This is a genomic window from Lacticaseibacillus rhamnosus (assembly GCF_900636965.1).
Taxonomy (GTDB): domain Bacteria; phylum Bacillota; class Bacilli; order Lactobacillales; family Lactobacillaceae; genus Lacticaseibacillus; species Lacticaseibacillus rhamnosus.
The window spans coordinates 2,288,474-2,309,965 of sequence record NZ_LR134331.1 but is presented as its reverse complement, the minus strand read 5'-3'; the positions used below and the strand labels follow the sequence as shown (position 1 = coordinate 2,309,965).

Below are 21,492 nucleotides of genomic sequence, written 5' to 3'. Positions count from 1 at the left end.
AGCGCAACCAAATTTCGTTAACCTGTCTCTCTAGCAACCAATAAAACCATTTCCTAACTGCAAACACAGTGTAATTTGTGTAACGCGTTACAGGTCAAGTGCTTTCACACTAAAATTTTCACTTTTTTATATGGACCGCGAAAACCGGCGCGCTTAGGGAGCGGAGTGTCAGCGGCCTTGGGCGTGATGATCGCTCTTTGCCCCTCGTGACCAAGGTCCTTACATGTAGATCCCTGTGTCAGTGAACGCGTTAAGGTCCTGCAAACTTACAGTGTCTTACAAAAAAGTCAGAATGAGTGCGGACGGGTCGTGTTTTCCATATAATGGATGGGAGTACAAACACGGAGGGCGCAAAATAATGAAGAGACTTTTTCGAAAAGTCGGAACGTTTTTTAAAAAACATCTCACAACGTTAAAGGTGCTATTTGTGCTGGCAGTCCTTGTGTTTGTGATTTTCGAGGTTGGCCGTATTAGTCAAGATCTCAGCGGCGAACAAATGCGGGCGAGCCTAGCCACGCAAAGTCCCGGTTCACTGATCATTTTGCTAATCGTGGGCTTGATTGCTGTGACGCCGATGCTGACGTATGATTTTGTTATTACCGAATTACTGCCGGGCGACTATCCACGCCGATATGTTATTAAGTCCGGTTGGATTGTTAATACATTTACGAATATTGCCGGTTTTGGTGGCTTGCTGGGAGCCAGTTTGCGGGCCAATTTCTATCATGAAAAGGCAACGCAGAAGCAGGTTTTATTTGCTATTTCTAAGATCGCTATGTTCCTGTTGGCAGGCTTGTCGCTGTGGTCAATGATTGGGATTGTGATTATCTTTGTTTTCGGGATTGGCGCTGAATTTTCCAATTATTGGATTTGGCTAGTTGGGGGCGCAGCGTATTTTCCATTGTTGATGTTCATTTCCCATGTGCGCGACAGTGAGTTCTTCGCGGATATGCCATTAAAGCGGCAGTTGCGCTTAACATTAGGCTCGTTTCTGGAGTGGGGTGGGTGTGCAGCTTTCTTCCTGCTCATTGGTTATTTTCTTGAGGTCCGGATTCCGTTGATGTCAGTGTTGCCGCTATTTATGGTAGCCAATGTGATCGGGGTTATTTCAATGGTGCCAGGTGGGCTGGGTTCATTTGATGTGTTCATGATCTTTGAACTCGGACAGTTGGGACTGGATAGCAATGTTGCTGTTGTGTGGCTGTTGTTTTATCGATTGTTTTACTATGTGATTCCATTTCTGATTGGTGCCGGTCTGTTTGCTCAAGATGCAGGGAAACGTCTGAATGCCTATCTTGAAGGCTTGCCGGTTCAGCTGATTCGTAAAGTTGCGTTCGGTTTTTTGGTTATTTTCCTGTACTTTTCCGGGATCATGTTGCTGTTGCGCGGAGTAGCACCGGACTTGGCGTTTCGGAATACGCTTTATCAACGACTATATCCGTATACATTCCTATTCTTGGATCGGGTGACGAATGTGGTTGTGGCATTCCTGATTCTGGGGTTTGGGCGTGGTATTGCCAGTCGTGTCAAACGCGCTTATTGGCCGACTGTCATCGTCTTGATCGTCGCCATGATTGCGTCATTGCGCGAGGACAATCACCTGCGTTTTATCGTCTTTTTGGTATTGGTTGTCCTGGCCTTGATTTTGACGCGGCGGGAACTGACTCGTGAACGGCTGGCCTTATCGTGGGGCAATAAGCTGATTGATGGGGCGGTTTTTGGCCTGACATTCATCTTTTATGCATTCGCCGCGTTTTATAATGCCCCGGCGATTCACCATCGTCATGTGCCGGACGTCTTCTTATTCCCGTCCGAGCGCATGTTTTTCACGACTTTAATCGGGGTCATGCTGGCGGCGTTAACAGTGTACTTAATCTTCCGTTACTTGTCGGCGCCTTCCAAACCATTGGCGGATCCCTATGATGAGGAGCGCTTAAAGGCAGTGGTTGAAAAATATGGCGGCAATGAAGTCAGTCATTTGGCTTTGATGCGTGATAAGTCGCTGCACTTTTACCAAGTAGACGGTGAGGATCGAGTTTTCTTCTTATTCAAAAAGAAAGCTGACAAACTGATTATCATGGGCGAACCGATCGGGGATGAAACCCAAATGGCTGCGGCAATTGGTGATTTCATGAAAAAGGCCGATAAGCAGGATCTATCACTGGTGTTTTATGAAATCAATGAAAGCCTAACGATGAAGCTGCACGAGTTTGGTTTTGATTTTATGAAGTTTGGTGAAGAAGGTTATGTGGATGTCACGACCTTTACCTTGGCGGGATCAAAACGCAAAGGCGAACGCGCATTAATGCATAAATTCGAACGGGAAGGGTATACGGTTGAATTACTGCAGCCACCGTTTGACGATGCGTTAATGCAGGAACTCAAAGCGGTATCCGATTCGTGGTTGGCTGGGCGCAGCGAAAAAGGATTTAGTCTCGGCTTTTTCGATCGCCATTATCTTAATCAGGCACCGATTGCGGTTGTTCGCGGCCCGGAAGGTAAGATCGTTGCGTTTGCTTCTGATATGCCAAGTGGTAATCAGGAAGTTACCAGTATTGACTTGATGCGTTCAAGTGCTGATGCGCCGTCAGGAATTATGGATGAGGTGTTTATCAACCTGTTCCAATTAGCCAAGCAGCGCGGTTTTAAGTATTTCAATATGGGCATGGCGCCACTTGCCAATGTGGGAACGTCTGACTATTCTTTCATCGAAGAAAAGATTGCCCATTTGGTTTATGAATATGGCTATCGATTCTATGGTTTCCAAGGATTACGCTCATATAAAAACAAATACGTAACAGAGTGGGTTCCTAAATATGTCGCTTATCGTAAGCGGACATCCTTACTGTTCACGTTGTTGCAGATTATGATGGTGGTTAATCAAAAAGTGACCATTGCATCGCCTGTTAAGTGGTGGCCTAAGCGTTTGGCTTGGGTAAGCCGTCTTGGCCAGGGAATTGACAAATAAGCAGTCGGTGGTAGATGCGGGCTAGTGAGGTACGCATGCTTGCAGACAAAGTGTAAAATAGTCGTTAAAGTAAATCTAAACGCGATTGTTTGCTCGGATCTACCTGTGCCGAGTTGCACGCATGCTCATGTTCAAGGAGGTTTTTATGCAGCATTATTATACGAACGATCCTGATCTTGCCCACGATGAACGCACTTTTGATTTCGAACTTGGCGGTCATCGTTTGCGTTTCACCACGGACAACGGCGTTTTTTCAAAGCATACCGTGGATTTCGGCAGTCGCGTACTGATTGCAGCGGTCTTGGCCGAAACCTTGCCTGATGGGCCGATTCTTGATGTTGGCGCTGGCTATGGGCCAATCGGGTTGGCACTGGCAAAGCATTTTCCGAACCGGCAAGTGACGATGAGTGATGTCAATGAACGGGCACTTGCCTTGGCAAAGCAAAACGCGGCTGATAATGGCATCACCAATGTTTCGATCATCGAAAGTTCTATGTACGACAGCATTGATGATCAGTTTGCGGTCGTCGTGACCAATCCGCCGATTCGTGCCGGTAAAGCCATTGTTTCCGGCATTCTTTCCGGAGCAGCCGCGCATCTTTTGCCAGGCGGCCAGCTGTATGCGGTCATTCAAAAAAAGCAAGGTGCGCCTTCTGCATTAAAGTTAATGAAAGCCACTTATGCCAACGCGGAAGTTATTAAGAAAGAGCACGGTTATTACATTCTCAAAGCGAGTAAATAACAGTTTTAATACGTGACGTGGTACACTCATACTAGGATAGAAAGGAGCAGATTTAGATGGCAAATTCGAAGTACCTAGCAGCAGGTGCGGTTGCCGCTGCTGTCATTGCAACCGGCGCATTTGTTTGTGCCAAGAATTTAACGGAATATTTTGAACGCAGGCATCAGCGGAAACAGGTTGAAGGCTTCGTCAAGAAGATTTTTGGTGACAATGAGCGGGTTCAAAGCATTTTGGACAAATTAAGCGATGATGACGTGGCCAATCTGCTCCGGGTCAGTGATAAGTTGCGCAGCCTCAAAGACAGCGCCAGTGAGTATGCCGGATCAGCACGCGAACAAGGGCTGGCCGCATTTGATCGCTTGAAAGCAGCATTGAGTCGTTGAGCGTTTGAAACAGTTTTAAAGAATCAAGCATCTAAAAAGAACCGGCCATGGGAAAATTTCCTTGTGGGCGGTTCTTTTAAATGGTTACAATAAGAAGAACCGGTATGAGGCGAGTTTGGCGGTATATGAACCCGCTGGAGGCTTGTGCTGATAATCACACTAAAATGGAGGCCGCTTTTTCACGATGGCAATGACGGATTCGGAAATCAATCAATATATGATCGCGGCACTGGTCGAAGCAAAAAAAGCAGCGGCTATCGGCGAGGTGCCAATTGGAGCCGTCGTTGTGCATGACCAGCAAATCATAGGTCGTGGGTATAACTTGCGCGAGACGACGCAGGATGCAACCCAGCATGCGGAAATATTGGCGATTCAGGCAGCCTGCCGTCAACTTGGCACCTGGCGTTTAGAAGATTGCAGTTTGTTTGTCACATTAGAACCTTGTCCTATGTGCGCAGGGGCAATGATTAATGCAAGAATTGCTACCTGTTATTTTGGTGCGACTGATCCGAAAGCAGGGGTAGCGGGTACTTTTTATAATTTGCTGGAAGATACCCGATTCAATCACCAAGTTGCTGTTGTTCCCGGGATTCAAGCCACTGCAAGTGCTGCCTTATTGCAAGATTTTTTCCGTGCGATCCGGGCAAAACGAAAAGCGGCCAAACAGGCTGGTCAAACGGATCAAAATCAGGTATAATGGTTTTTGCCGCAAGGCCTTAAGGCAATGATGGCTTTCCGAATTGTGTCAGGTCCGGAAGGAAGCAGCACTAAGGTAGGTTCGTCATGTGCCTTTTGTTATTGAGAAATTGACCGGTCGCTTTGTTATAAAGCGGCCGTTTTTGTTGTCAGAATACAAGGCATCTTCTGGCTTGGCTATGGTAAACTAGAACGAGGCTTTATGCTAAACGATTGAAATGTTAAGCCATTCATGAGGGGGCGAAAAGGTGAGTTATCAAGCGTTGTATCGGGTCTGGCGCCCGCAGCAATTTAAGGATGTTATTGGGCAGGATGCGATTACCAAGACGCTGAAGAATGCGTTGATCACCGGACAAACGAGTCACGCCTATCTTTTTACTGGCCCCAGGGGAACCGGGAAAACATCGGTCGCAAAAATTTTGGCCAAAGCGTTAAATTGTCTACACCTTGAAGATGGTGAGCCGGACAATACTTGTGAAATTTGTCAGGCGATTAACGATGGCAGTCTGACCGATGTGATTGAAATCGATGCTGCATCCAATAATGGCGTCGATGAAATTCGGGACATTCGCGACAAGGCCAAGTATGCGCCGACACGAGCACGCGTTAAGGTGTATATCATTGACGAAGTACACATGTTATCAACCGGTGCGTTCAATGCGTTATTAAAAACGTTAGAAGAACCGCCAGCACATGTGGTTTTCATTCTCGCAACCACCGAGCCGCATAAAATTCCGGCAACGATTATTTCGCGGACGCAGCGGTTTGATTTTCGCCGGATTACGCCAGAAGATATTGTGAAGCGGATGCGCTTTATCCTTGATGACAAGCAGATCACCTATGATGATGCAGCACTCAAGGTCATTGCCAAAGCAGCTGAAGGCGGCATGCGTGATGCCTTGTCAATCCTGGATCAAGTGTTGAGTTTTGGCGATAATCACGTGACGACTGAGGATGCGCTTGATGTCACCGGTGGCGTCACCACAGCCGTTTTAGGCAAATATCTGGCGGCGGTGTTGGCTAAGGATCATGCGCAGGCTTTGAAAATGGTCGAGGACTTGCTGGCAGCCGGTAAAGATGCCGGTCGCCTCATTGAAGACCTGATTGAGTATCTGCGTGATTTATTGGTCAATCAACAAGCACCTGCGTTATTAGGCGAGTTAGAAAAAAGCCTGCTAGACGATCAATTCAAGATTTTGAGTGAAAACTTCAAACCGGCGCAGATTTACCATATGATTGACGTGTTAAATACGACGCAGCAACAATTGCGGATGACCAATCACCCGGAAATTTATCTGGAAGTTGCCACGGTTCGGCTAAGCGAGACCGCTAAACCGGTTGTCGAAGCTGCGCCTGAGCCCGCCGTGACGCCGCAACTTGAGCAGCTATCGGCCAAAGTCAAACAGTTGAGCGATCAACTTAAGCGGGTAGAAGCAAATGGTGGTACGATTGCACCGCCACCGCGTACCCGCCGAGTCAAAAAACAAAAAGCCAATCATGTTAATCGTAAGGCAATTTATCCGATTCTCGGCGCGGCAACCAAGCAGGATTTAACCAATTTAAAAGATGTCTGGCCTGACCTTTTGGGAATGCTGAGTATTACCAAACGTGCGATGATGAAAGTCAGTGAGCCGGTAGCAGCCAGTCCGGATGGCGTGATTGTCAGCTTCGACTATGATATTTTAGTTGAACGGGCCATGAACGATGCGGCCTTAATGACAGAACTGGAAACCGGATTGCAGAAGTTGACCGGCAAGCAGCCCAAGATTGTTTTGGTACAAAGCGATGTCTGGCCGACCATTCGCAAGGAATATATTCAGGAACTCAAGGCACCGGCAGCTAAGGCAGAAACGAAAGAGACTAAGCCACAGACGCCCCCGGTTGTCAGTAAACTGACTGAACTTTTTGGCAAAGATGCACCTAATGTGACAATCAAAAATGACTAGTAAAGGATGATCAAATATGCGTGGAATGGGTAATATGCAAAGTATGATGCGGCAGATGCAGAAAATGCAAAAAGAGATGCAGGCCGCGCAAAAAGAACTATACGCGACAGAATTCGAAGGTAAATCTGCTTCTGACATGGTGACCGTTAAATTCAGCGGTGAGAAAGTCATGAAAGATATTCAGATTAAACCGGAAGCAATTGATCCGGATGATCCGGATATGTTGCAGGATCTGATCATTGAAGCAGTCAATCAGGCAATGGCCGACATTGACAAGCAAACGCAGGATAAACTTGGCAAGTATACACGCGGACTTCCGATGTAACCCACCATCAAGCGGATTCTGTAAGCGAAGACGCCGCGGTTAATGGCGGTTAGTCGAATCATGTAGATGATAAAGCTGTTCGTCATTTAGCACGATAGCGATCACGATTTTAGCAAGAGGGGTTACTATGCAATATCCGGAACCGATCAGTAAGTTAATTGATAGTTATATGCGCTTACCCGGCATTGGCGCTAAAACAGCTACTAGACTGGCTTTTTATACCATTGATATGAACAAAGACGATGTTACGGCATTTGCTAAAAGTCTGGTCGCGGCTAAAGAAGATCTGCATTATTGTTCGATCTGCGGCAATATTACCGATGAAGATCCGTGTGCAATTTGTCGTGACAAAAATCGCGATCAAAGCACCATCTTGGTCGTCGAACAGCCCAAAGACGTCATGAGTATTGATCGGGCTCAAGACTACCATGGCCTTTATCATGTGTTGCATGGGGTGCTATCGCCAATCGAGGGTCGCGGCCCGGAAGACCTTAACATTGAAAGCCTTTTGAAGCGGCTGAAAAAGAATACCGCCGTCAAGGAAGTCATTATTGCGACCAATGCAACGCCAGAAGGGGAAGCAACAGCCCAATACCTTGCGCGCCTTATCAAGCCGGCTGGGATTAAAGTGACGCGTTTAGCTCATGGCCTTTCGGTTGGCAGCGATATTGAGTATGCCGATGAAATGACCTTAATGAAGGCGGTTGAAGGAAGGACTGAGCTGTAATGTTCGGACGCAAGCAGATCAAGGTCAAAGAAGAAAAAGACGAAGAACTCATGATGCTTGTTTATCGAGTTCGTGATCAGATGGCGGCACAACGGAAGCTCGTGGCAACTTTCCGTGAGGTTGATGACCAGACAAAATCACAAGTCGCGCTGCAAGCAGCTTTATTCGATTTTCTCTATCGTGAGGCGCGCACCCGCAAGATCAAGGGTGAAATTGTAGCCAAAGTTGCGGCTGAACAAATTGCGGAGTTCCGGGATCAGTAACAGTCAGCTGCTCGAACCGGTTTCCTTTTGGTCGGGACAAGTGCTTCGCGGTGATGTTAGAAGCACGCGATATTTCACATTAACGGTAAATGGTGATGATCTCTTTTTCAGATCTAAGCATTTACCGTTTTTATGTCGCTGTAAGTCTTGGTGCATGACTTTTATGAAACGGATTTAAAGATAAGTTTTTAATTGTGAAACATTTCAAGTAAAATGGACTTAATTCCAAAAAAGGAGCGGCATATCGTGACAGGCACTTTTATCACCTTCGAAGGTCCCGATGGCGCAGGGAAAACCAGCGTCTTGAATACATTAATTCCTAAATTAAAGGCGTGTTCGGTTACTTCTGTGCATCTTACCCGTGAACCCGGGGGCGCGAAAATTTCCGAGATGATTCGGGATGTGATTCTTGATCCCAAGAATACGGCCATGGATGCACGCACGGAAGCATTGCTATACGCAGCGTCACGGCGCCAGCACTTGGTTGAAGTGATTCAGCCGGCGCTTGCTCACGGGGACATCGTTGTTTGTGATCGATTCGTCGACAGTTCCGTTGCTTATCAAGGTGGCGGCCGGCAAATCGGTACGCAAGCGGTGTTACAAATGAACCAATTTGCGACCGCGGGGCTGGAACCGGATTTGACCGTTTATTTGGATGTGCCTGTACAGGTGGGCTTGGATCGGATCATGGCTCATCAAGGCGAACGTCAATATGATCGCCTTGATCAGGAAAGTCTGGCCTTTCACGAGCGGGTTCATGCTGCGTACATGAAACTGGTTGCCGATAATCCTAAGCGAATCGTCACCGTTGATGCGACTCAGCCACTTGCGGCGGTTGTCACTGCGGCGTTTATGACGATTACAGAGCGGTTCCCGGAGTTATTTGCGAAGTAAGGAATGGAATGCGCTAGGTCGTGTGCGACAATGCTAACTAGCGCAGGGAGGATATTATGAAGCTGATTCTTGCAATTGTTCAAGACAAAGATAGTAACCTGTTAAGCAGCCAATTTATTGATGCTAATATTCAAGCGACCAAGTTATCGACGACTGGTGGATTTTTAAAAGCCGGCAACACCACTTTTATTATCGGTGTCGCTGACGAACGGGTTGATGAAGTGCTTAAGATTATTAAAGAGACTTCCCAGACGCGGCAACAATTTATGACGCCGCCAGTTAATCTTGATGCGACATCAGATAGTTCGATTGCGTATCCGGTTGAGGTTCAAGTCGGTGGGGCTACCGTCTTCGTGCTGCCGATTGAAGCCTTTCATCGCTTCTAATGGCTGATTTTCTGATTAACACGCTGCAGCCTAAGCTTGTTGCCCAATTTGCCCGCGTCATTGATCGGCACCAATTGGCCCAGTCCTATTTGTTTGTGGGGCCAAAAGGAGCAGGGAAGTTAGCGCTGGCTGAGTGGATTGCGCTGCGCCTATTTTGCCAGCATGTCCAAGACGGTGCTCCTTGTGGCGAGTGTCCTGAGTGCGAGCGCATCTTAAACCATAATCATCCGGATGTGATGATGCTCAAAACCAGTACGCAAAGTATCAAGGTGGATGACATTCGCAACTTGAAACAGGAAATGAGCAAAACCGGGGTTGAAGGCAATCAGCGCGTGTTTATTGTGGAAGATGCTGATAAAATGACGGCAGGAGCGGCCAATTCACTGCTAAAATTTTTTGAAGAACCGGTTCCGGGGATGACGGTGATTTTAACGGCGACGGCTAAGAATCAGTTATTGCCGACAATTTTATCGCGGGCACAGGTGATTACTTTTCAGAGTCCGGATCGTAACGCTGTGATTACCAAGCTGGAAGAAGGCGGAGCCAATTCGCAGCTGGCGCGAGTGGCAGGGCGCTTAACCGGTAATGTCAGTGAAGCGCAGGAACTATTGGCGTCTGATGATTTTCAGGATCGGGTTAATCGGGTTTTTCAGTTATTAGACCGATTAGCTGATCATGATCCGGAAAGTTTCGTGCGCGTGCAAACCCAGTTACTGCCGGTTGCCAAAGATGCCGAGGCACAGCGACAAGTCTTGGCATTGATCGGACTGGCTTATGCGGATGCCTTAAATCGTCATTTTCAAGTGAATGCCCCGCAGCAGCTGGACATTCCTGCAATTGGCATTTTGGCTAAGTTATCAAGCCGCCAGTTAACCGCTTCCTTACAAGCTATTTTGACAGCACAGGTGCGGTTAACGCAGAATGTGACGTTTCAATCGGCAACAGAACAGTTAATGCTTAAACTCTTAGAAGGGTGATCTTGTGGAAAAGAAAGAACTGTACGATGGTTTCCTAGTCCTTGAGAAACACGCCCAGCAGATGCTCAAGGAAATTGCGGCGATGAAAGATGATATGGCGGAGACGCTTGAACGCAATGCGGAACTTGAAATCGAGAATAAGCATCTGCGTCAACACTTGGCTGAACTGGAAAAAGACGACAACAAAACCAGTGACGGCGGCGTTGAACTATCAAAGTCAAAGCAAAACCTAGAAAGCCTCTATAATGAAGGCTTCCATGTTTGCCCAATGTTTTATGGCCAGCGCCGGGTCAATGACGAGCCATGTGCGTTTTGTCTTGATATTATTTATGGGGAGAATTGATTTGGAGCAGCAACGAAGCTTTGGTACCCATACAACCGGTACGTTATATTTAGTCCCGACGCCGATTGGCAATTTAGCTGACATGACGATTCGCGCAGTTGAGCTTTTGAAAACGGTTGATCTTATTGCGGCTGAAGATACCCGGCATACCCAGATGTTGTTGAACCATTTTGAGATTGCTACCAAAACGATTTCATTCCATGAGCATAATACCCAAATGCGCATTCCCGAACTGCTCGCAAAGCTGCAAAACGGTGTCACCATTGCACAAGTGAGTGATGCTGGCATGCCGTCTATTTCGGACCCCGGTAAAGAATTGGTACACGCGGCGATTGAAGCCGGCATACCGGTTGTTCCACTGCCGGGTGCTAATGCGGCCACTACCGCATTGATTGCGTCAGGGTTGCCACCGCAGCCATTTTTATTTTACGGCTTTTTACCGCGCAAAACGGGAGAAAAGCAGCGCGTGTTAGAAAAGCTGTCAAGCGAACCGGCGACCTTGCTATTCTATGAAAGTCCCCATCGAGTAGGCAAAACGCTTGCGGCGATGGTAGCGGTGTTTGGCGATCGGCAGGCGGCTTTGGCGCGGGAGTTGACTAAAAAGTTTGAAACCTTTATTCGCGGATCGTTAACGGAATTACAAACCTATGCAGCTAACGAATTAAAAGGCGAATTTGTCATCATGGTAGCCGGCGCGACGGACAAACCGGCTGTTAACAGTCAATTGCCGCTTAAAGAACAGGTGGCAGCGATTGTGGCAACCGGTGCCAAGCCCAATGCTGCGATCAAGCTGGTTGCCAAGCAAAATGGCGTGGCTAAGCAAGTGGTTTATGATGCTTATCATGAATTGGATAAGTAAACGAATATATTTTTAGAATCTGAGGACTGAGACAAAACCGAGCTTGAAAGAGAAGGGGTTTTCATGGGAGCAGTTTATGAAGAAGATTATCGAATTCCGGGTTTTCTAGGAGATCGATTTGGTCGCGCCGGATTGGCCAACATGATGAATGTCATGTTGGAAGTGTCGGAACGCCAATTGGAGCAGTTGCATGCCGGCATTGATGCGATCAGTGAGTTTCATGCCGGGTGGGTGATCACCCAGTATCACATGGATATCCACCGTATGCCAAAGATTGAAGAACGGTTACGTGTCGGCACGGAAGCCACCACTTACAATAAGTATTTTACTTACCGCGATTACTGGATCGATGATGCGCAAGGCAATCGGTTGGTTTCAGTGAGCAGCAATTGGGTGATTATGGATTTGCGCACCCGTAAAATTGTCGATGTGATCCCTGAACTGGTTGAACGTGTCGGAGCCGTTTCAAATCGTAAAATCAATCGGTTCCCACGGTTTAAAAAGGTGACCGATCCGGATGGTGAAGAAGCTTTTCATGTTCGTTATTTTGACATTGATAGCAATGGTCATGTGAATAACGCTCATTATCTGGAATGGATGGAAAACAGCCTAGGGTATGACTTCTTGAGCACGCATACTTTACGGGGCGCAGATATTCGATATGAACGTGAAGTAGCATATGGCACCACGCCAACCGCGCAATTTCAACATGATCCTGATGATCCAATGCGCACCTTGCATCGGGTTGTAACCAATGACCAGGTGAATGCCGAGGCACAGATGATCTGGGATGACTTCAGTGCTTAAACATCGCAGGGAAAAGTTTTTGTTTGGGAATAAAAAGCAGTTCTAAGCAATTTTCATCACTTAGGACTGCTTTTTTAATTGCCCAAACTTAACTCACAGCATTATCCACAAAGTCAGCCAATGCTTGGCCGCGTTTGCCGTCGCTTAGGCCCACTTGCAGCTTAATGCGTGCCTTTTGTCCATTGAGACCTTGGCAGAAGATGATGCCCATTTTTTTAAGCTGAACCCCGCCGCCTTCGTAATTGTAAACGGCCTGGGCGACGCCATTGAAACAACGGGAAACTAGCACAATCGGAACGTGACGGTCTAACAGGCGCTGAATGGCTGGCAGTGTTGTGGGAGGAAGATTACCGGCACCAAGCGCTTCGATGGCAAGGCCGTTGATATTATCCGGTAAGGCATCAAATAAAGTGCCGTCCATTCCGGCATAAGCCTTGATTAAGAAAACCCGATCAACAAGATGATCAATCGCACAGACTTCTTGATTGATTAATTCCTGGAAGAAGCGCACACCATCTTTAGTCACCAATCCCACTGGCCCAAATGTCGGGGTGCGGAAGGTGGCGACGTTGGTGGTGTGGGTTTTGGTCACGAAACGGGCGGTGTGGATCTCATCGTTCATGACCACTAAAGTCCCTTTGTTCCGCGATTCATCGCTGGCAGCTGTTTTAATCGCACTTTGGAGGTTTTCCAGGCCATCACTGCCAATTTCGTTACTCGATCGCATGGCACCTGTCACAACAACGGGCATTGCCGAATCAAGGGTGAGATCAAGGAAATAGGCTGTTTCTTCCAGTGTGTCCGTACCGTGTGTGACAACCACACCATCTGCCCCTTCCTTTTCGGCGCGGCGGATACGCTTAACCAAGGTCAGCATCCGTTCAGGCGTCATATGCGGTGAAGGTAAGTTAAAAATTTCTTCATTTGTCAGTTCAACACCGGCAGGAACAAAGCTGTCGGCACCAAGTAAGGGGTTATGCTGACTTGGCATAATATCGCCATCTCGAGTTTCGGTCATGGAGATGGTGCCCCCAGTATGTAAAACAAGAATGTGTTTGGTCACGATTGGATCTTCCTTTCACACGTTATCGAGATTCATTATACGGCTTTTTTTCCAGGCGTGACTGTTAAAATGGTCACGTGTCAAAACCACTGGTAAGCGGTTTTGAAATGCTGCTAAATAAGTCTGGACTTTTTTCCGTTTGGCTGTAAATACTGTGGCGCAGCTGATGATGAGCGATGCCACGGGTGTTTGAAAAGTGATTAATAAAATAAAAGATTAAAAAAACACTTCGATAGTGAAGTGTTAAGGGAATCCCTACATGAGGGAATGAGAGCAACCAGAAAGATGTGATTACGAGTCAATATTTTAGCAAAAGAGTCTGGCAGCATCGTTGGTATCACGCTAGAAAATACCGTGAAAGTTGTGAGATAAATTTCACCACGGCTTTTTTGAACGGCAATGCGAACATTTAAGGGGTTCCCTTTAGATAATTTTCGGTGTACGATAAGACTCGTTACAAAAATCTAGGAGTAGGAACCTGCGCGTTAAGTGCTGCCGGAACGGAATGTGAACGGCAGACGAAGACAGATGTCGCGGTGCAGGTTCCGCATTCGCCTGATGTTTAGGCGTCTCCGCAAAAAAGGAGATTGCAGCTAATGCAAGTTTTATCGTTTAGTAGTCCCAAGCTTTCCACTCGAAACATTGTGTATCTCGCCATGATGATGGCTATGCAGATTGTTTTGAGCCGTTTTTCTTTTGGCACCCCGTGGTTGAAGATTAGTCCTGCTTTTTTTGCCACTATCTTAATGGGGTATTATTTCGGACCATGGATGGCAGCAGCCGCAGCAGCATTGAATGATCAGCTGTCGATCATGATCTTTAATCCTGGCGCTAACTTTCCTGGGTTTACGCTTAGTGCAGCAATTGCAGCCATGATTTACGGGATGTTCTTCCACGGTAAGAAGGTTTCGGTTATTCGGACATTGCTTGGGGTTGGCTTAGTGTTGTTGATTAGTAATATTATTTTGACGACACTGTGGCTAAACATGATGGGCACGCCATGGCAAGGTATTATCTGGCCGCGCACGATTAAAAACGTGGTCATGTTGCCAATTCAAACGGCGCTGTCCTACGCAACGCTAAAAAGTGTTGAACGGATTCGGCCACATCTTTAATTGACATTGTTGATTGTTGAAACCGGCTAAAAACAGCACTGATTTTCTGGCCATGATTAGATGGCAGAAGGTCGGTGCTTTTTTGATGTTGAGCAGGTGGTTGAGCGGTTGACTGGTCAGTGGGGCCGTTAATTGTTAGAATAGACAATCAAAGGTTTAGGCGGGGGATTTACTCGGCGCAGAAAGCTGGGTGTAAGGACCTTGGTCGCAATGGCCAAAGCCCGGCCATCACGCCTGAGGCCACAAGTCCGCCTTTACGCCCATAACGCGCTCCCCGGCGCAGAAACCTGCGTGTAAGGACCTGAGTCGCAATGGCCAGGAGCGGGCCATCACGTCTCAGGCCGCTTACACTCCGGTTTCTAAACGCGCCGGCTCGCGCTCAGCTCACCATAACGCGTTCGCAGTCGCAGCAATCTGCGTGTAAGGACCTTGGTCGCAATGGCCAAAGTTCGGCCATCACGCCCAAGGCCGCTTACACTCCGATTGCTAAGCGCTCCTGCTCACGCTCACCATACAGAAAGGGTGCCGGTTATGTATCTTTTGTTGATAGGTTTGACTGCACTGGCTTTGGCTGGAGTCGGTTTATGGGCCTTGCAGTTGGAACGGCAGATTGTGGCGATGCAATTGACAACGCATAAAATGATGTATCCGAATCAGGTGCGTAGCGGGCGGAAGACTTATATTCGTAACTTGTATCGCGAAGATGCGAGTGCGCGTCTGGTTCGCCGAGTTGGGTTGATTGGTAGTTGGATCAGCGGGCTGGCGTTTGCCGTGGCACTTGGAAACCAATTTTATACCGAGTTGCGCCATTTGCCGTTTATTAGCCGTCTTTATGTGATGGCTACGAATTATTTGACGACGCGTGATCTGGCATTGTGGGTCGTGATGATCAGTGTTATAGTTGCCGGCTTGGCCTGGATTTGGTTGGCGAAGTGGTTACACGATCGCTTGTTAGCGGAGAATGAAGCCACTGGAATTCAAAGTGCAACCGACTTGTATTGGACTCCAGAAGGCGTGATTCATCAACGTCTGTGGCTTAAGATCTTGTTACAGGTGCTGCTTATTGTCGGTGGCGTGCTTCTTTTGCTGGCGGCTTTAAACGGTGCTTTGCCTGATCCTGGTCAAGCGTGGATTTAATGTTGATTTAATCTAACCCTGCTACTCTTTCAAAAAGTGATGGTTTTGCGGTCAATTGGTTGCTCAATCATAGCACTAAAAGTACGCACCTATATTCTAAGCTCTGCATATACATGCTCACGCTTCGAGGCTATTTGTGATAAACTATTGCCATGATTGTATCGCCGGAGGGAGGTTTAAATATGCGATTATTAGCACTTGATACCTCAAATGAGGCGATGTCGGTTGCAGTGTTGGATAATGATCGATTATTGGCGCAAACAACGATTAATCACAAGCGAACGCACAGCGAACAATTGCTGCCGACCATTGACGAACTGGTTGCTGCAAGTGGCTTACAACCTGAAGATTTAGATAAGATTATCGTTGCTGATGGTCCGGGATCCTATACCGGTATTCGAATTGCGGTCACCACTGGGAAAACACTGGCATATACCCTAAACATTGCGTTGGTTGGTGTTTCCAGCTTGGCCGTTTTAGCGTCAAACATCAGTGCCACTAAAGCGATGATTGTGCCGATTATGAATGCGCGCCGGAATAATGTGTTCACGGGGGTTTATCAGTGGGACAAAGGTAAACTGCTGAATGTGGTGACGGATCGACATGTTCCATTGACGCTGCTGCTCACGGAGTTATCGACCTTGCACCAGCCAGTCATTTTTGTTGGCGTAGATGCTGGCATGTTTCGGAGTCAGATTATTGAGGCACTTGGCGGATTGGCACATTTTGCCCCGGATTGGCTGAATTTGCCCCAAGCATTGCGACTAGGACAGCTTGGCAAAGACTTGCCACCGGTTTCGGTTTATGACTTTGTACCGCGCTATTTACGCTTAACAGAAGCCGAAAACAACTGGCTTAAGGCGCATCCCGGCAAAGGACATGATGTTTATGTTGAGAAAGTTTAGGTCGTGGTTTGAACGCACGACGCCTGATGAATTGCAATTTAAACCGCGGACGATCAATGTTCGCAATAAAGAATATCTGTTGCGCCGAATGACGGAAGCGGACGTTGACGCAGCGCTGGCCATCGAGCGTCGAATTTATCATGATACGCCGTGGGATCGTTATGCTTTCTTCTCTGAACTGCGCAAGGTACGGCATTCGTTGTACCTCGCCGTTGAAGATGCCGGTCAGATGGTGGCGTTAATTGGTACATGGTTTACCATGAACGAGGCGCACGTGACGAATATTGCCGTTGATCCAGCTTACCAGCATATGGGGCTGGGTCGCTTTTTAATGCAATTCATGATTGGCCGTGCAATTGATTACGGCAGTCAAAAGATCACACTCGAGGTTAGAACCAATAACGAGATTGCCAAACGGTTATACCACTCGTTAGGTTTTCAAGATGGAAGAATTAAAAAAGGCTATTATGTCAGCAACCATGATGATGCGCTGGATATGTATCGGGAATTGCCGTAATTTCGGCGATCATCGTGATTGTAGAGGAGAATAATGTGGCAGCAAGAGAATTAATTTTAGCATTCGAAAGCAGCTGCGATGAAACCAGCGTGGCCGTTGTCGAAAATGGGACCAAAATCCTATCGAACATTATCGCCACGCAAATCAAGAGTCATCAGCGGTTTGGCGGCGTTGTACCGGAAGTTGCCAGTCGTCACCATGTGGAACAGATTACGTTGGTGACCGATGCGGCGTTAAAAGAAGCAGGTGTGACTTATACTGACCTGACCGCAGTTGCCGTGACGTATGGACCCGGACTGGTAGGTGCCTTGTTGATCGGGGTAACGGCTGCCAAAACCATTGCGTATGCCCATCACTTACCGCTTATTCCGGTCAATCATATGGCAGGCCATATTTATGCAGCTAGATTTGTTAAGCCATTGGTCTATCCATTGTTGGCATTAGCGGTTTCCGGCGGGCACACGGAACTGGTCTATATGCGCGCTGCCGGTGAATTTGAAATCATCGGTGATACCCGTGATGATGCGGCCGGTGAAGCGTATGACAAAGTCGGCCGGATATTGGGTATCCCTTACCCCGCCGGAAAAGAAGTCGATCGCTTGGCCCATCTTGGTCATGATACCTTTCATTTTCCGCGAGCCATGGATAAAGAAGACAATCTCGATTTTAGCTTCAGTGGTTTGAAGTCAGCTGTCATTAATACGGTGCATCATGCCGATCAAATTGGGGAAACACTCAGCCGTGAAGATCTGGCTGCGAGTTTTCAAGCGGCAGTGGTGGACGTGTTGGTTCACAAAACCCAAAAAGCGCTGACCGAATATCCGGTTAAACAGCTCGTGATTGCCGGGGGCGTTGCCGCTAATCAAGGGCTGAAAGAAGCGATGAATGAGACCTTGGCCGTTCATTTTCCCGATGTCGATGTCATTGTGCCGCCATTGCGCCTGACCGGTGACAATGGTGCCATGATTGGGGCTGCAGCTCATATTGAACTGGCAAAACGGCATCTCGCTTCTGAAGATTTAAATGCCGATCCCGGCCTGAGTTTTGCCCATGCGTAAGTAATCGTCACCCGCGACAGCAATTTTATTGACGTTGTCTAACTGTTTTGGTTAGACTTAACTTATTGATAAGGTTGTTAACGAAAGGATGATTCCCATGGCTCAAAAAACGATCATGTTAGTTTGCTCCGCTGGTATGTCAACCTCAATGCTGGTACAACGAATGAAAAAAGCGGCGGCTGCAGATGGTATTGACGTCGATGTTTTTGCAACTGCAGCTGCCGATGCGGACAACAAGCTCGCCTCAGAGCCAGTTTCGGTCCTCATGCTCGGCCCGCAAGTCCGGTTTATGGAAAGCCAGTTTAAAGCCAAGGCTGACGAGAAAAAGATTCCAATGGCGGTAATCGACATGAAAGCCTATGGGATGATGGATGGCGAAAAAGTTTTACGCCAGGCATTGGGACTACTCGATCAAAAGGTTTAAACATCCCACCAATTAGCGTGCAAAAAAAGAACTGGTTCTAACAGCAGCATTTGTTGTTGGAACCAGTTCTTTTATATTCTTGTCATCTGACAGTCAACGGCAAACTTTTATCAAAACGAAAAGGGTTAGGTAGACTCATTTTGCATCGTTTCAAGTTGAATGCTTTTTTCTTCCCATGCATCCTCGGTCGTTTTGGTTTCCTGTTGAACCGCATCAAGTTTGGTTTGCAATTTTTGCATTTTAACATAATCGGTTAAAACATCTGGCGCGGTCATTTGCTTTTGAATGGCGGTTGCTTGTTGTTCCAATGTTTGCAATTTGGTTTCCAGATCCGCGACTTCACGCTGCAATTTGCGTGCTGCTCGAGCATCTTCTTTGGACTGCTGATAAGAAGTGGCACCGGTCGTTTCCGATTTGGTCATTGGGGACTCAGCCGCTGCTGCTTCGGCCTGGGCTTTGGTTTCGGCCAGCTTTTCCTGGTAGTAGTCCCAGTTGCCAAGATACGTGGTACTGCCGGTAGGGGCGATGGCGATAACGTTGGTTGCTAGTTCATTGATGAAGTAACGGTCATGGGAAACAAACAAGACCGTACCGTTGAAGTCTTTTAATGACTGCTCAAGCACTTCTTTGCTGTTAATATCCAAGTGGTTCGTCGGTTCATCCAGAACGAGAAAATTATCGTGTTTCAGCGCTAACTTGGTTAATTCCAGCCGCGCTTTTTGCCCGCCGGATAACGCGCTCACTGGTTTTTGAATATCATCGGCACCGAATAAGAAGGCAGCAAGGACAGCGCGTACATCCTTTTCCGGCATCATCGGATGATCATCCCAGATCTCGTCAATGACGGTATTTTTGGGATTGAGTTGTTGAATTTCCTGATCGTAATAACCAACATCGACATTGGCGCCAAACTTGGCAGTGCCGGCTAAGAACGGTATTTTTCCCAAGATGCTCTTAAGTAAAGTTGATTTGCCGACCCCATTCGGACCGATAATGGCGATGCGATCGTATTTGTTAACCTGAAAATCGATGGGACCTGCCATTGGATGATCGGCTTCATAACCGACTGTTGCCTGATTAACCTTGAGGACCTCATTACCGCTTGGTCGATTAGGCGTGAAATTAAAATGGACGGTTTTATCATCGCCGGTCGGTTTTTCCAGCACGTCCATTTTTTCCAATTGTTTTCGGCGTGCCTGTGCCTGTTTGGTGGTGCTGGCGCGGACAATGTTTTTATCGACAAAATCCTGTAGTTTGGCGATTTCTTCTTGTTGCTTGTTATAGGCTTTCCACGCTTGGGCCTGGCGTTCGGCTTTTTGCTTGAGATAGCCGCTGTAGTTGGTTTTGTAATGGGTTGCGTGGTGATGATCCAGTTCATAGATTTCCGTGACAACGTGGTCAAGAAAATATTGATCATGACTGACCGTTAAGATCGCACCGGGGTATGTTTTGAGATAACCTTCAAGCCAGCTCAGCGTTTCGATGTCGAGATGATTCGTAGGCTCGTCAAGGATAATCAAGTCATGTTTTTCCAGCAGCAGTTTGGCCAATGCTAGCCGTGAGCGTTCACCACCGGACAAAGTACCCACGGGTTTATCATAGGTGTCTTCACCGAACTGAAAGCCGTGTAGAACCGAACGGATTTCGGCCTCGTAGCCATAACCGTTTTGTTCATTAAAGTCATGCTGCAGTTGATCGTATTGTTTCATAGTGGCCGCAAAAGCAGCTTGATCGGCAATCAGTTTAGGATCGCCAAGTTTGGCCTCTAAATCATGGATTTGACGCGCCATCGCTTGAAGCGGAGCAAAGACGGTCAGCATTTCTTTGAAAATCGTTTTGTCGGAATCAAGCCCGGAGTTTTGAGCTAAATACCCAATTGATAGATTCTTCATGGTGGTGACCTGACCGGCGTCCGGGGGAGCAATACCGGTCAGGATTTCCAGCAGCGTTGTTTTGCCAATGCCATTGGGACCAACAAGGCCGATGCGGGCGCCGTCTTGGATCTCCAGGTTCACGTTGGCAAATAATTCATTGCCGTTGAAGCTGCGGCCAACTTGTTGTGCCTGCAAAATGATCACAGGAATACCTTCTTTCACAATTAATCGTTAAGACCTAATATAACATAGTTTCGTTCATGGGCGCGCATTCCCCGCCGATACATTTAGCTGGCAAAATCTGCTTGTGAAGATGTATCCGCTTGCGTTCAGGCCATAAACCAGCTAATATAAGCAGAAGATACTATGTTGGACAGTTCACATGTTCTGCATGGGAATACTTCTACAGGAGGCTTGCTTACATGGCGGAAACGATCATCCCCAAAGCAACGGCGAAACGCCTACCCGTGTACTACCGATACTTGAATTTCTTGGCTAATTCCGGGACAACCAAGATCAGTTCAACTGAACTGTCGGACGCGGTAAAGGTTGACTCGGCGACGATTCGACGTGATTTTTCCTATTTCGGTGCACTCGGCAAACGCGGTTATGGTTATGATGTGAAGGATTTGCTCAATTTCTTCAAAAAGATTCTGAATCAGGATCGACTTACCAATGTCGGTTTAGTCGGGGTCGGCAACCTGGGGCATGCGTTGTTGAATTATAATTTTCGACAGGCAAACAACATCCGGATCAGCGCCGGTTTTGACATTAATCCTAAGCTCGCTGGAACGATTCAAAGCGGCGTTCCGATTTACCCGATGGATGAAATGATTAAACAGATTAAAGATCAGCAAATTGAAATTGTGATCTTGACGGTGCCAATTGATGCTGCTCAGCACATTACCGATGATTTGGTTAAAGCAGGTATCAAAGGGATCATGAATTTTACCCCGATTCGGATTTCGGTACCGAGTTATGTTCGCGTGCAGAATGTGGATTTAGCCACCGAGTTGCAAACATTGATTTACTTCCTGGAACATTATGGGCCAACGCTCAACGAACCAGAAGCCTGAATAAGAC

General features: G+C 47.3%; 23 protein-coding genes, 1 other RNA gene and 1 riboswitch. Of the genes, 22 read left to right on the top strand and 2 right to left on the bottom strand.

The genetic code is table 11. The features are described from left to right. Window positions 1–358: 358 nt before the first annotated feature. The 15 genes from mprF to EL173_RS11525 all read left to right on the top strand — a co-directional run bounded on the left by mprF (window position 359) and on the right by EL173_RS11525 (window position 12,316). The gene (gene mprF, locus EL173_RS11595) at window positions 359–2,968 is read left to right on the top strand and encodes a bifunctional lysylphosphatidylglycerol flippase/synthetase MprF (protein ID WP_005715391.1); all 2,610 of its coding nucleotides are present in this window, start codon (window positions 359–361) and stop codon (window positions 2,966–2,968) included. Window positions 2,969–3,113: 145 nt separating this feature from the next. Then, a complete protein-coding gene (locus EL173_RS11590; protein WP_014571539.1) occupies window positions 3,114–3,710 on the top strand; it encodes a class I SAM-dependent methyltransferase in 597 nt (198 codons plus the stop codon). A 56-nt stretch (window positions 3,711–3,766) separates the two neighbouring features. After that, window positions 3,767–4,093: a hypothetical protein gene (locus EL173_RS11585; RefSeq protein ID WP_005687093.1), complete on the top strand. Its 327-nt coding sequence runs from the start codon at window positions 3,767–3,769 to the stop codon at window positions 4,091–4,093. A gap of 190 nt (window positions 4,094–4,283) precedes the next feature. Further along, window positions 4,284–4,790, top strand: coding sequence for a tRNA adenosine(34) deaminase TadA (tadA, locus tag EL173_RS11580; protein WP_014571538.1), 507 nt, complete (start codon window positions 4,284–4,286; stop codon window positions 4,788–4,790). Between the two features lie 16 nt (window positions 4,791–4,806). Then, an RNA gene (ffs, locus tag EL173_RS11575) (signal recognition particle sRNA small type) lies at window positions 4,807–4,893 on the top strand. A 144-nt stretch (window positions 4,894–5,037) separates the two neighbouring features. Next, window positions 5,038–6,735 carry a DNA polymerase III subunit gamma/tau gene (gene dnaX / locus EL173_RS11570; RefSeq protein WP_005692458.1) on the top strand — a complete coding sequence of 566 codons (1,698 nt, stop codon included), beginning with the start codon at window positions 5,038–5,040 and terminating at the stop codon, window positions 6,733–6,735. A gap of 16 nt (window positions 6,736–6,751) precedes the next feature. Further along, complete coding sequence (locus EL173_RS11565; RefSeq protein WP_005687099.1) at window positions 6,752–7,060, top strand: YbaB/EbfC family nucleoid-associated protein; 309 nt, start codon at window positions 6,752–6,754, stop codon at window positions 7,058–7,060. Between the two features lie 127 nt (window positions 7,061–7,187). Further along, window positions 7,188–7,787, top strand: coding sequence for a recombination mediator RecR (recR, locus tag EL173_RS11560; RefSeq protein ID WP_005687101.1), 600 nt, complete (start codon window positions 7,188–7,190; stop codon window positions 7,785–7,787). Continuing rightward, window positions 7,787–8,050: a YaaL family protein gene (locus EL173_RS11555; RefSeq protein WP_005687103.1), complete on the top strand. Its 264-nt coding sequence runs from the start codon at window positions 7,787–7,789 to the stop codon at window positions 8,048–8,050. The genes recR and EL173_RS11555 overlap by 1 nt, the downstream gene beginning before the upstream one ends. A 246-nt stretch (window positions 8,051–8,296) precedes the next feature. After that, complete coding sequence (tmk, locus tag EL173_RS11550) at window positions 8,297–8,944, top strand: dTMP kinase (RefSeq protein WP_014571537.1); 648 nt, start codon at window positions 8,297–8,299, stop codon at window positions 8,942–8,944. A 56-nt stretch (window positions 8,945–9,000) separates the two neighbouring features. Beyond that, complete coding sequence (locus EL173_RS11545) at window positions 9,001–9,330, top strand: cyclic-di-AMP receptor (RefSeq protein ID WP_005687105.1); 330 nt, start codon at window positions 9,001–9,003, stop codon at window positions 9,328–9,330. After that, window positions 9,330–10,307 carry a DNA polymerase III subunit delta' gene (gene holB / locus EL173_RS11540; RefSeq protein WP_005692463.1) on the top strand — a complete coding sequence of 326 codons (978 nt, stop codon included), beginning with the start codon at window positions 9,330–9,332 and terminating at the stop codon, window positions 10,305–10,307. Before EL173_RS11545 ends, holB begins: the two co-directional genes overlap by 1 nt. A 4-nt stretch (window positions 10,308–10,311) precedes the next feature. Beyond that, window positions 10,312–10,650: a DNA replication initiation control protein YabA gene (locus EL173_RS11535; protein ID WP_005687107.1), complete on the top strand. Its 339-nt coding sequence runs from the start codon at window positions 10,312–10,314 to the stop codon at window positions 10,648–10,650. A 1-nt stretch (window position 10,651) separates the two neighbouring features. Beyond that, a complete protein-coding gene (gene rsmI, locus EL173_RS11530; RefSeq protein ID WP_014571536.1) occupies window positions 10,652–11,509 on the top strand; it encodes a 16S rRNA (cytidine(1402)-2'-O)-methyltransferase in 858 nt (285 codons plus the stop codon). 63 nt (window positions 11,510–11,572) lie between these two features. Beyond that, on the top strand, window positions 11,573–12,316 hold the full coding sequence (locus tag EL173_RS11525; protein ID WP_005692466.1) for an acyl-[acyl-carrier-protein] thioesterase: 744 nt from the start codon (window positions 11,573–11,575) through the stop codon (window positions 12,314–12,316). Between the two features lie 88 nt (window positions 12,317–12,404). Here EL173_RS11525 and EL173_RS11520 read toward each other — a convergent pair whose 3' ends face one another. Next, window positions 12,405–13,379, bottom strand: coding sequence for an asparaginase (locus tag EL173_RS11520; RefSeq protein ID WP_005692468.1), 975 nt, complete (start codon window positions 13,377–13,379; stop codon window positions 12,405–12,407). 464 nt (window positions 13,380–13,843) lie between these two features. Further along, a riboswitch (THF riboswitch) is annotated at window positions 13,844–13,938 on the top strand. Between the two features lie 37 nt (window positions 13,939–13,975). Here EL173_RS11520 and EL173_RS11515 point away from each other — a divergent pair. The 6 genes from EL173_RS11515 to EL173_RS11480 all read left to right on the top strand — a co-directional run bounded on the left by EL173_RS11515 (window position 13,976) and on the right by EL173_RS11480 (window position 18,535). Further along, window positions 13,976–14,494: a folate family ECF transporter S component gene (locus EL173_RS11515; protein WP_005687111.1), complete on the top strand. Its 519-nt coding sequence runs from the start codon at window positions 13,976–13,978 to the stop codon at window positions 14,492–14,494. Window positions 14,495–15,025: 531 nt separating this feature from the next. Beyond that, window positions 15,026–15,631, top strand: coding sequence for a hypothetical protein (locus EL173_RS11500; RefSeq protein ID WP_005692472.1), 606 nt, complete (start codon window positions 15,026–15,028; stop codon window positions 15,629–15,631). Between the two features lie 182 nt (window positions 15,632–15,813). Beyond that, on the top strand, window positions 15,814–16,536 hold the full coding sequence (gene tsaB / locus EL173_RS11495; protein WP_014571535.1) for a tRNA (adenosine(37)-N6)-threonylcarbamoyltransferase complex dimerization subunit type 1 TsaB: 723 nt from the start codon (window positions 15,814–15,816) through the stop codon (window positions 16,534–16,536). Beyond that, the gene (gene rimI / locus EL173_RS11490; RefSeq protein WP_005687114.1) at window positions 16,520–17,053 is read left to right on the top strand and encodes a ribosomal protein S18-alanine N-acetyltransferase; all 534 of its coding nucleotides are present in this window, start codon (window positions 16,520–16,522) and stop codon (window positions 17,051–17,053) included. The genes tsaB and rimI overlap by 17 nt, the downstream gene beginning before the upstream one ends. 35 nt (window positions 17,054–17,088) lie before the next feature. Beyond that, window positions 17,089–18,111, top strand: a complete 1,023-nt coding sequence (gene tsaD / locus EL173_RS11485; protein WP_005687115.1) for a tRNA (adenosine(37)-N6)-threonylcarbamoyltransferase complex transferase subunit TsaD — start codon at window positions 17,089–17,091, stop codon at window positions 18,109–18,111. Window positions 18,112–18,208: 97 nt separating this feature from the next. Next, window positions 18,209–18,535, top strand: coding sequence for a PTS sugar transporter subunit IIB (locus EL173_RS11480; protein WP_005698355.1), 327 nt, complete (start codon window positions 18,209–18,211; stop codon window positions 18,533–18,535). Between the two features lie 125 nt (window positions 18,536–18,660). Here EL173_RS11480 and EL173_RS11475 read toward each other — a convergent pair whose 3' ends face one another. Continuing rightward, window positions 18,661–20,613 carry an ABC-F family ATP-binding cassette domain-containing protein gene (locus tag EL173_RS11475; protein ID WP_014571534.1) on the bottom strand — a complete coding sequence of 651 codons (1,953 nt, stop codon included), beginning with the start codon at window positions 20,611–20,613 and terminating at the stop codon, window positions 18,661–18,663. 218 nt (window positions 20,614–20,831) lie between these two features. On the opposite strand from EL173_RS11475, the gene EL173_RS11470 reads away from it, so the two are divergent. After that, window positions 20,832–21,485 (top strand): redox-sensing transcriptional repressor Rex, encoded by a 654-nt coding sequence (locus EL173_RS11470; protein ID WP_005687118.1) that lies wholly within the window; start codon window positions 20,832–20,834, stop codon window positions 21,483–21,485. Window positions 21,486–21,492 lie beyond the last annotated feature (7 nt).

What these genes read in the sequence shown, in the direction of transcription:
- mprF (WP_005715391.1), top strand. Translation starts at nt 359, where the DNA reads ATGAAGAGACTTTTTCGAAAAGTCGGAACGTTTTTTAAAAAACATCTC.
- EL173_RS11590 (WP_014571539.1), top strand. Translation starts at nt 3,114, where the DNA reads ATGCAGCATTATTATACGAACGATCCTGATCTTGCCCACGATGAACGC.
- EL173_RS11585 (WP_005687093.1), top strand. Translation starts at nt 3,767, where the DNA reads ATGGCAAATTCGAAGTACCTAGCAGCAGGTGCGGTTGCCGCTGCTGTC.
- tadA (WP_014571538.1), top strand. Translation starts at nt 4,284, where the DNA reads ATGACGGATTCGGAAATCAATCAATATATGATCGCGGCACTGGTCGAA.
- EL173_RS11565 (WP_005687099.1), top strand. Translation starts at nt 6,752, where the DNA reads ATGCGTGGAATGGGTAATATGCAAAGTATGATGCGGCAGATGCAGAAA.
- recR (WP_005687101.1), top strand. Translation starts at nt 7,188, where the DNA reads ATGCAATATCCGGAACCGATCAGTAAGTTAATTGATAGTTATATGCGC.
- EL173_RS11555 (WP_005687103.1), top strand. Translation starts at nt 7,787, where the DNA reads ATGTTCGGACGCAAGCAGATCAAGGTCAAAGAAGAAAAAGACGAAGAA.
- EL173_RS11545 (WP_005687105.1), top strand. Translation starts at nt 9,001, where the DNA reads ATGAAGCTGATTCTTGCAATTGTTCAAGACAAAGATAGTAACCTGTTA.
- holB (WP_005692463.1), top strand. Translation starts at nt 9,330, where the DNA reads ATGGCTGATTTTCTGATTAACACGCTGCAGCCTAAGCTTGTTGCCCAA.
- EL173_RS11525 (WP_005692466.1), top strand. Translation starts at nt 11,573, where the DNA reads ATGGGAGCAGTTTATGAAGAAGATTATCGAATTCCGGGTTTTCTAGGA.
- EL173_RS11515 (WP_005687111.1), top strand. Translation starts at nt 13,976, where the DNA reads ATGCAAGTTTTATCGTTTAGTAGTCCCAAGCTTTCCACTCGAAACATT.
- EL173_RS11500 (WP_005692472.1), top strand. Translation starts at nt 15,026, where the DNA reads ATGTATCTTTTGTTGATAGGTTTGACTGCACTGGCTTTGGCTGGAGTC.
- tsaB (WP_014571535.1), top strand. Translation starts at nt 15,814, where the DNA reads ATGCGATTATTAGCACTTGATACCTCAAATGAGGCGATGTCGGTTGCA.
- rimI (WP_005687114.1), top strand. Translation starts at nt 16,520, where the DNA reads ATGTTGAGAAAGTTTAGGTCGTGGTTTGAACGCACGACGCCTGATGAA.
- EL173_RS11480 (WP_005698355.1), top strand. Translation starts at nt 18,209, where the DNA reads ATGGCTCAAAAAACGATCATGTTAGTTTGCTCCGCTGGTATGTCAACC.
- EL173_RS11470 (WP_005687118.1), top strand. Translation starts at nt 20,832, where the DNA reads ATGGCGGAAACGATCATCCCCAAAGCAACGGCGAAACGCCTACCCGTG.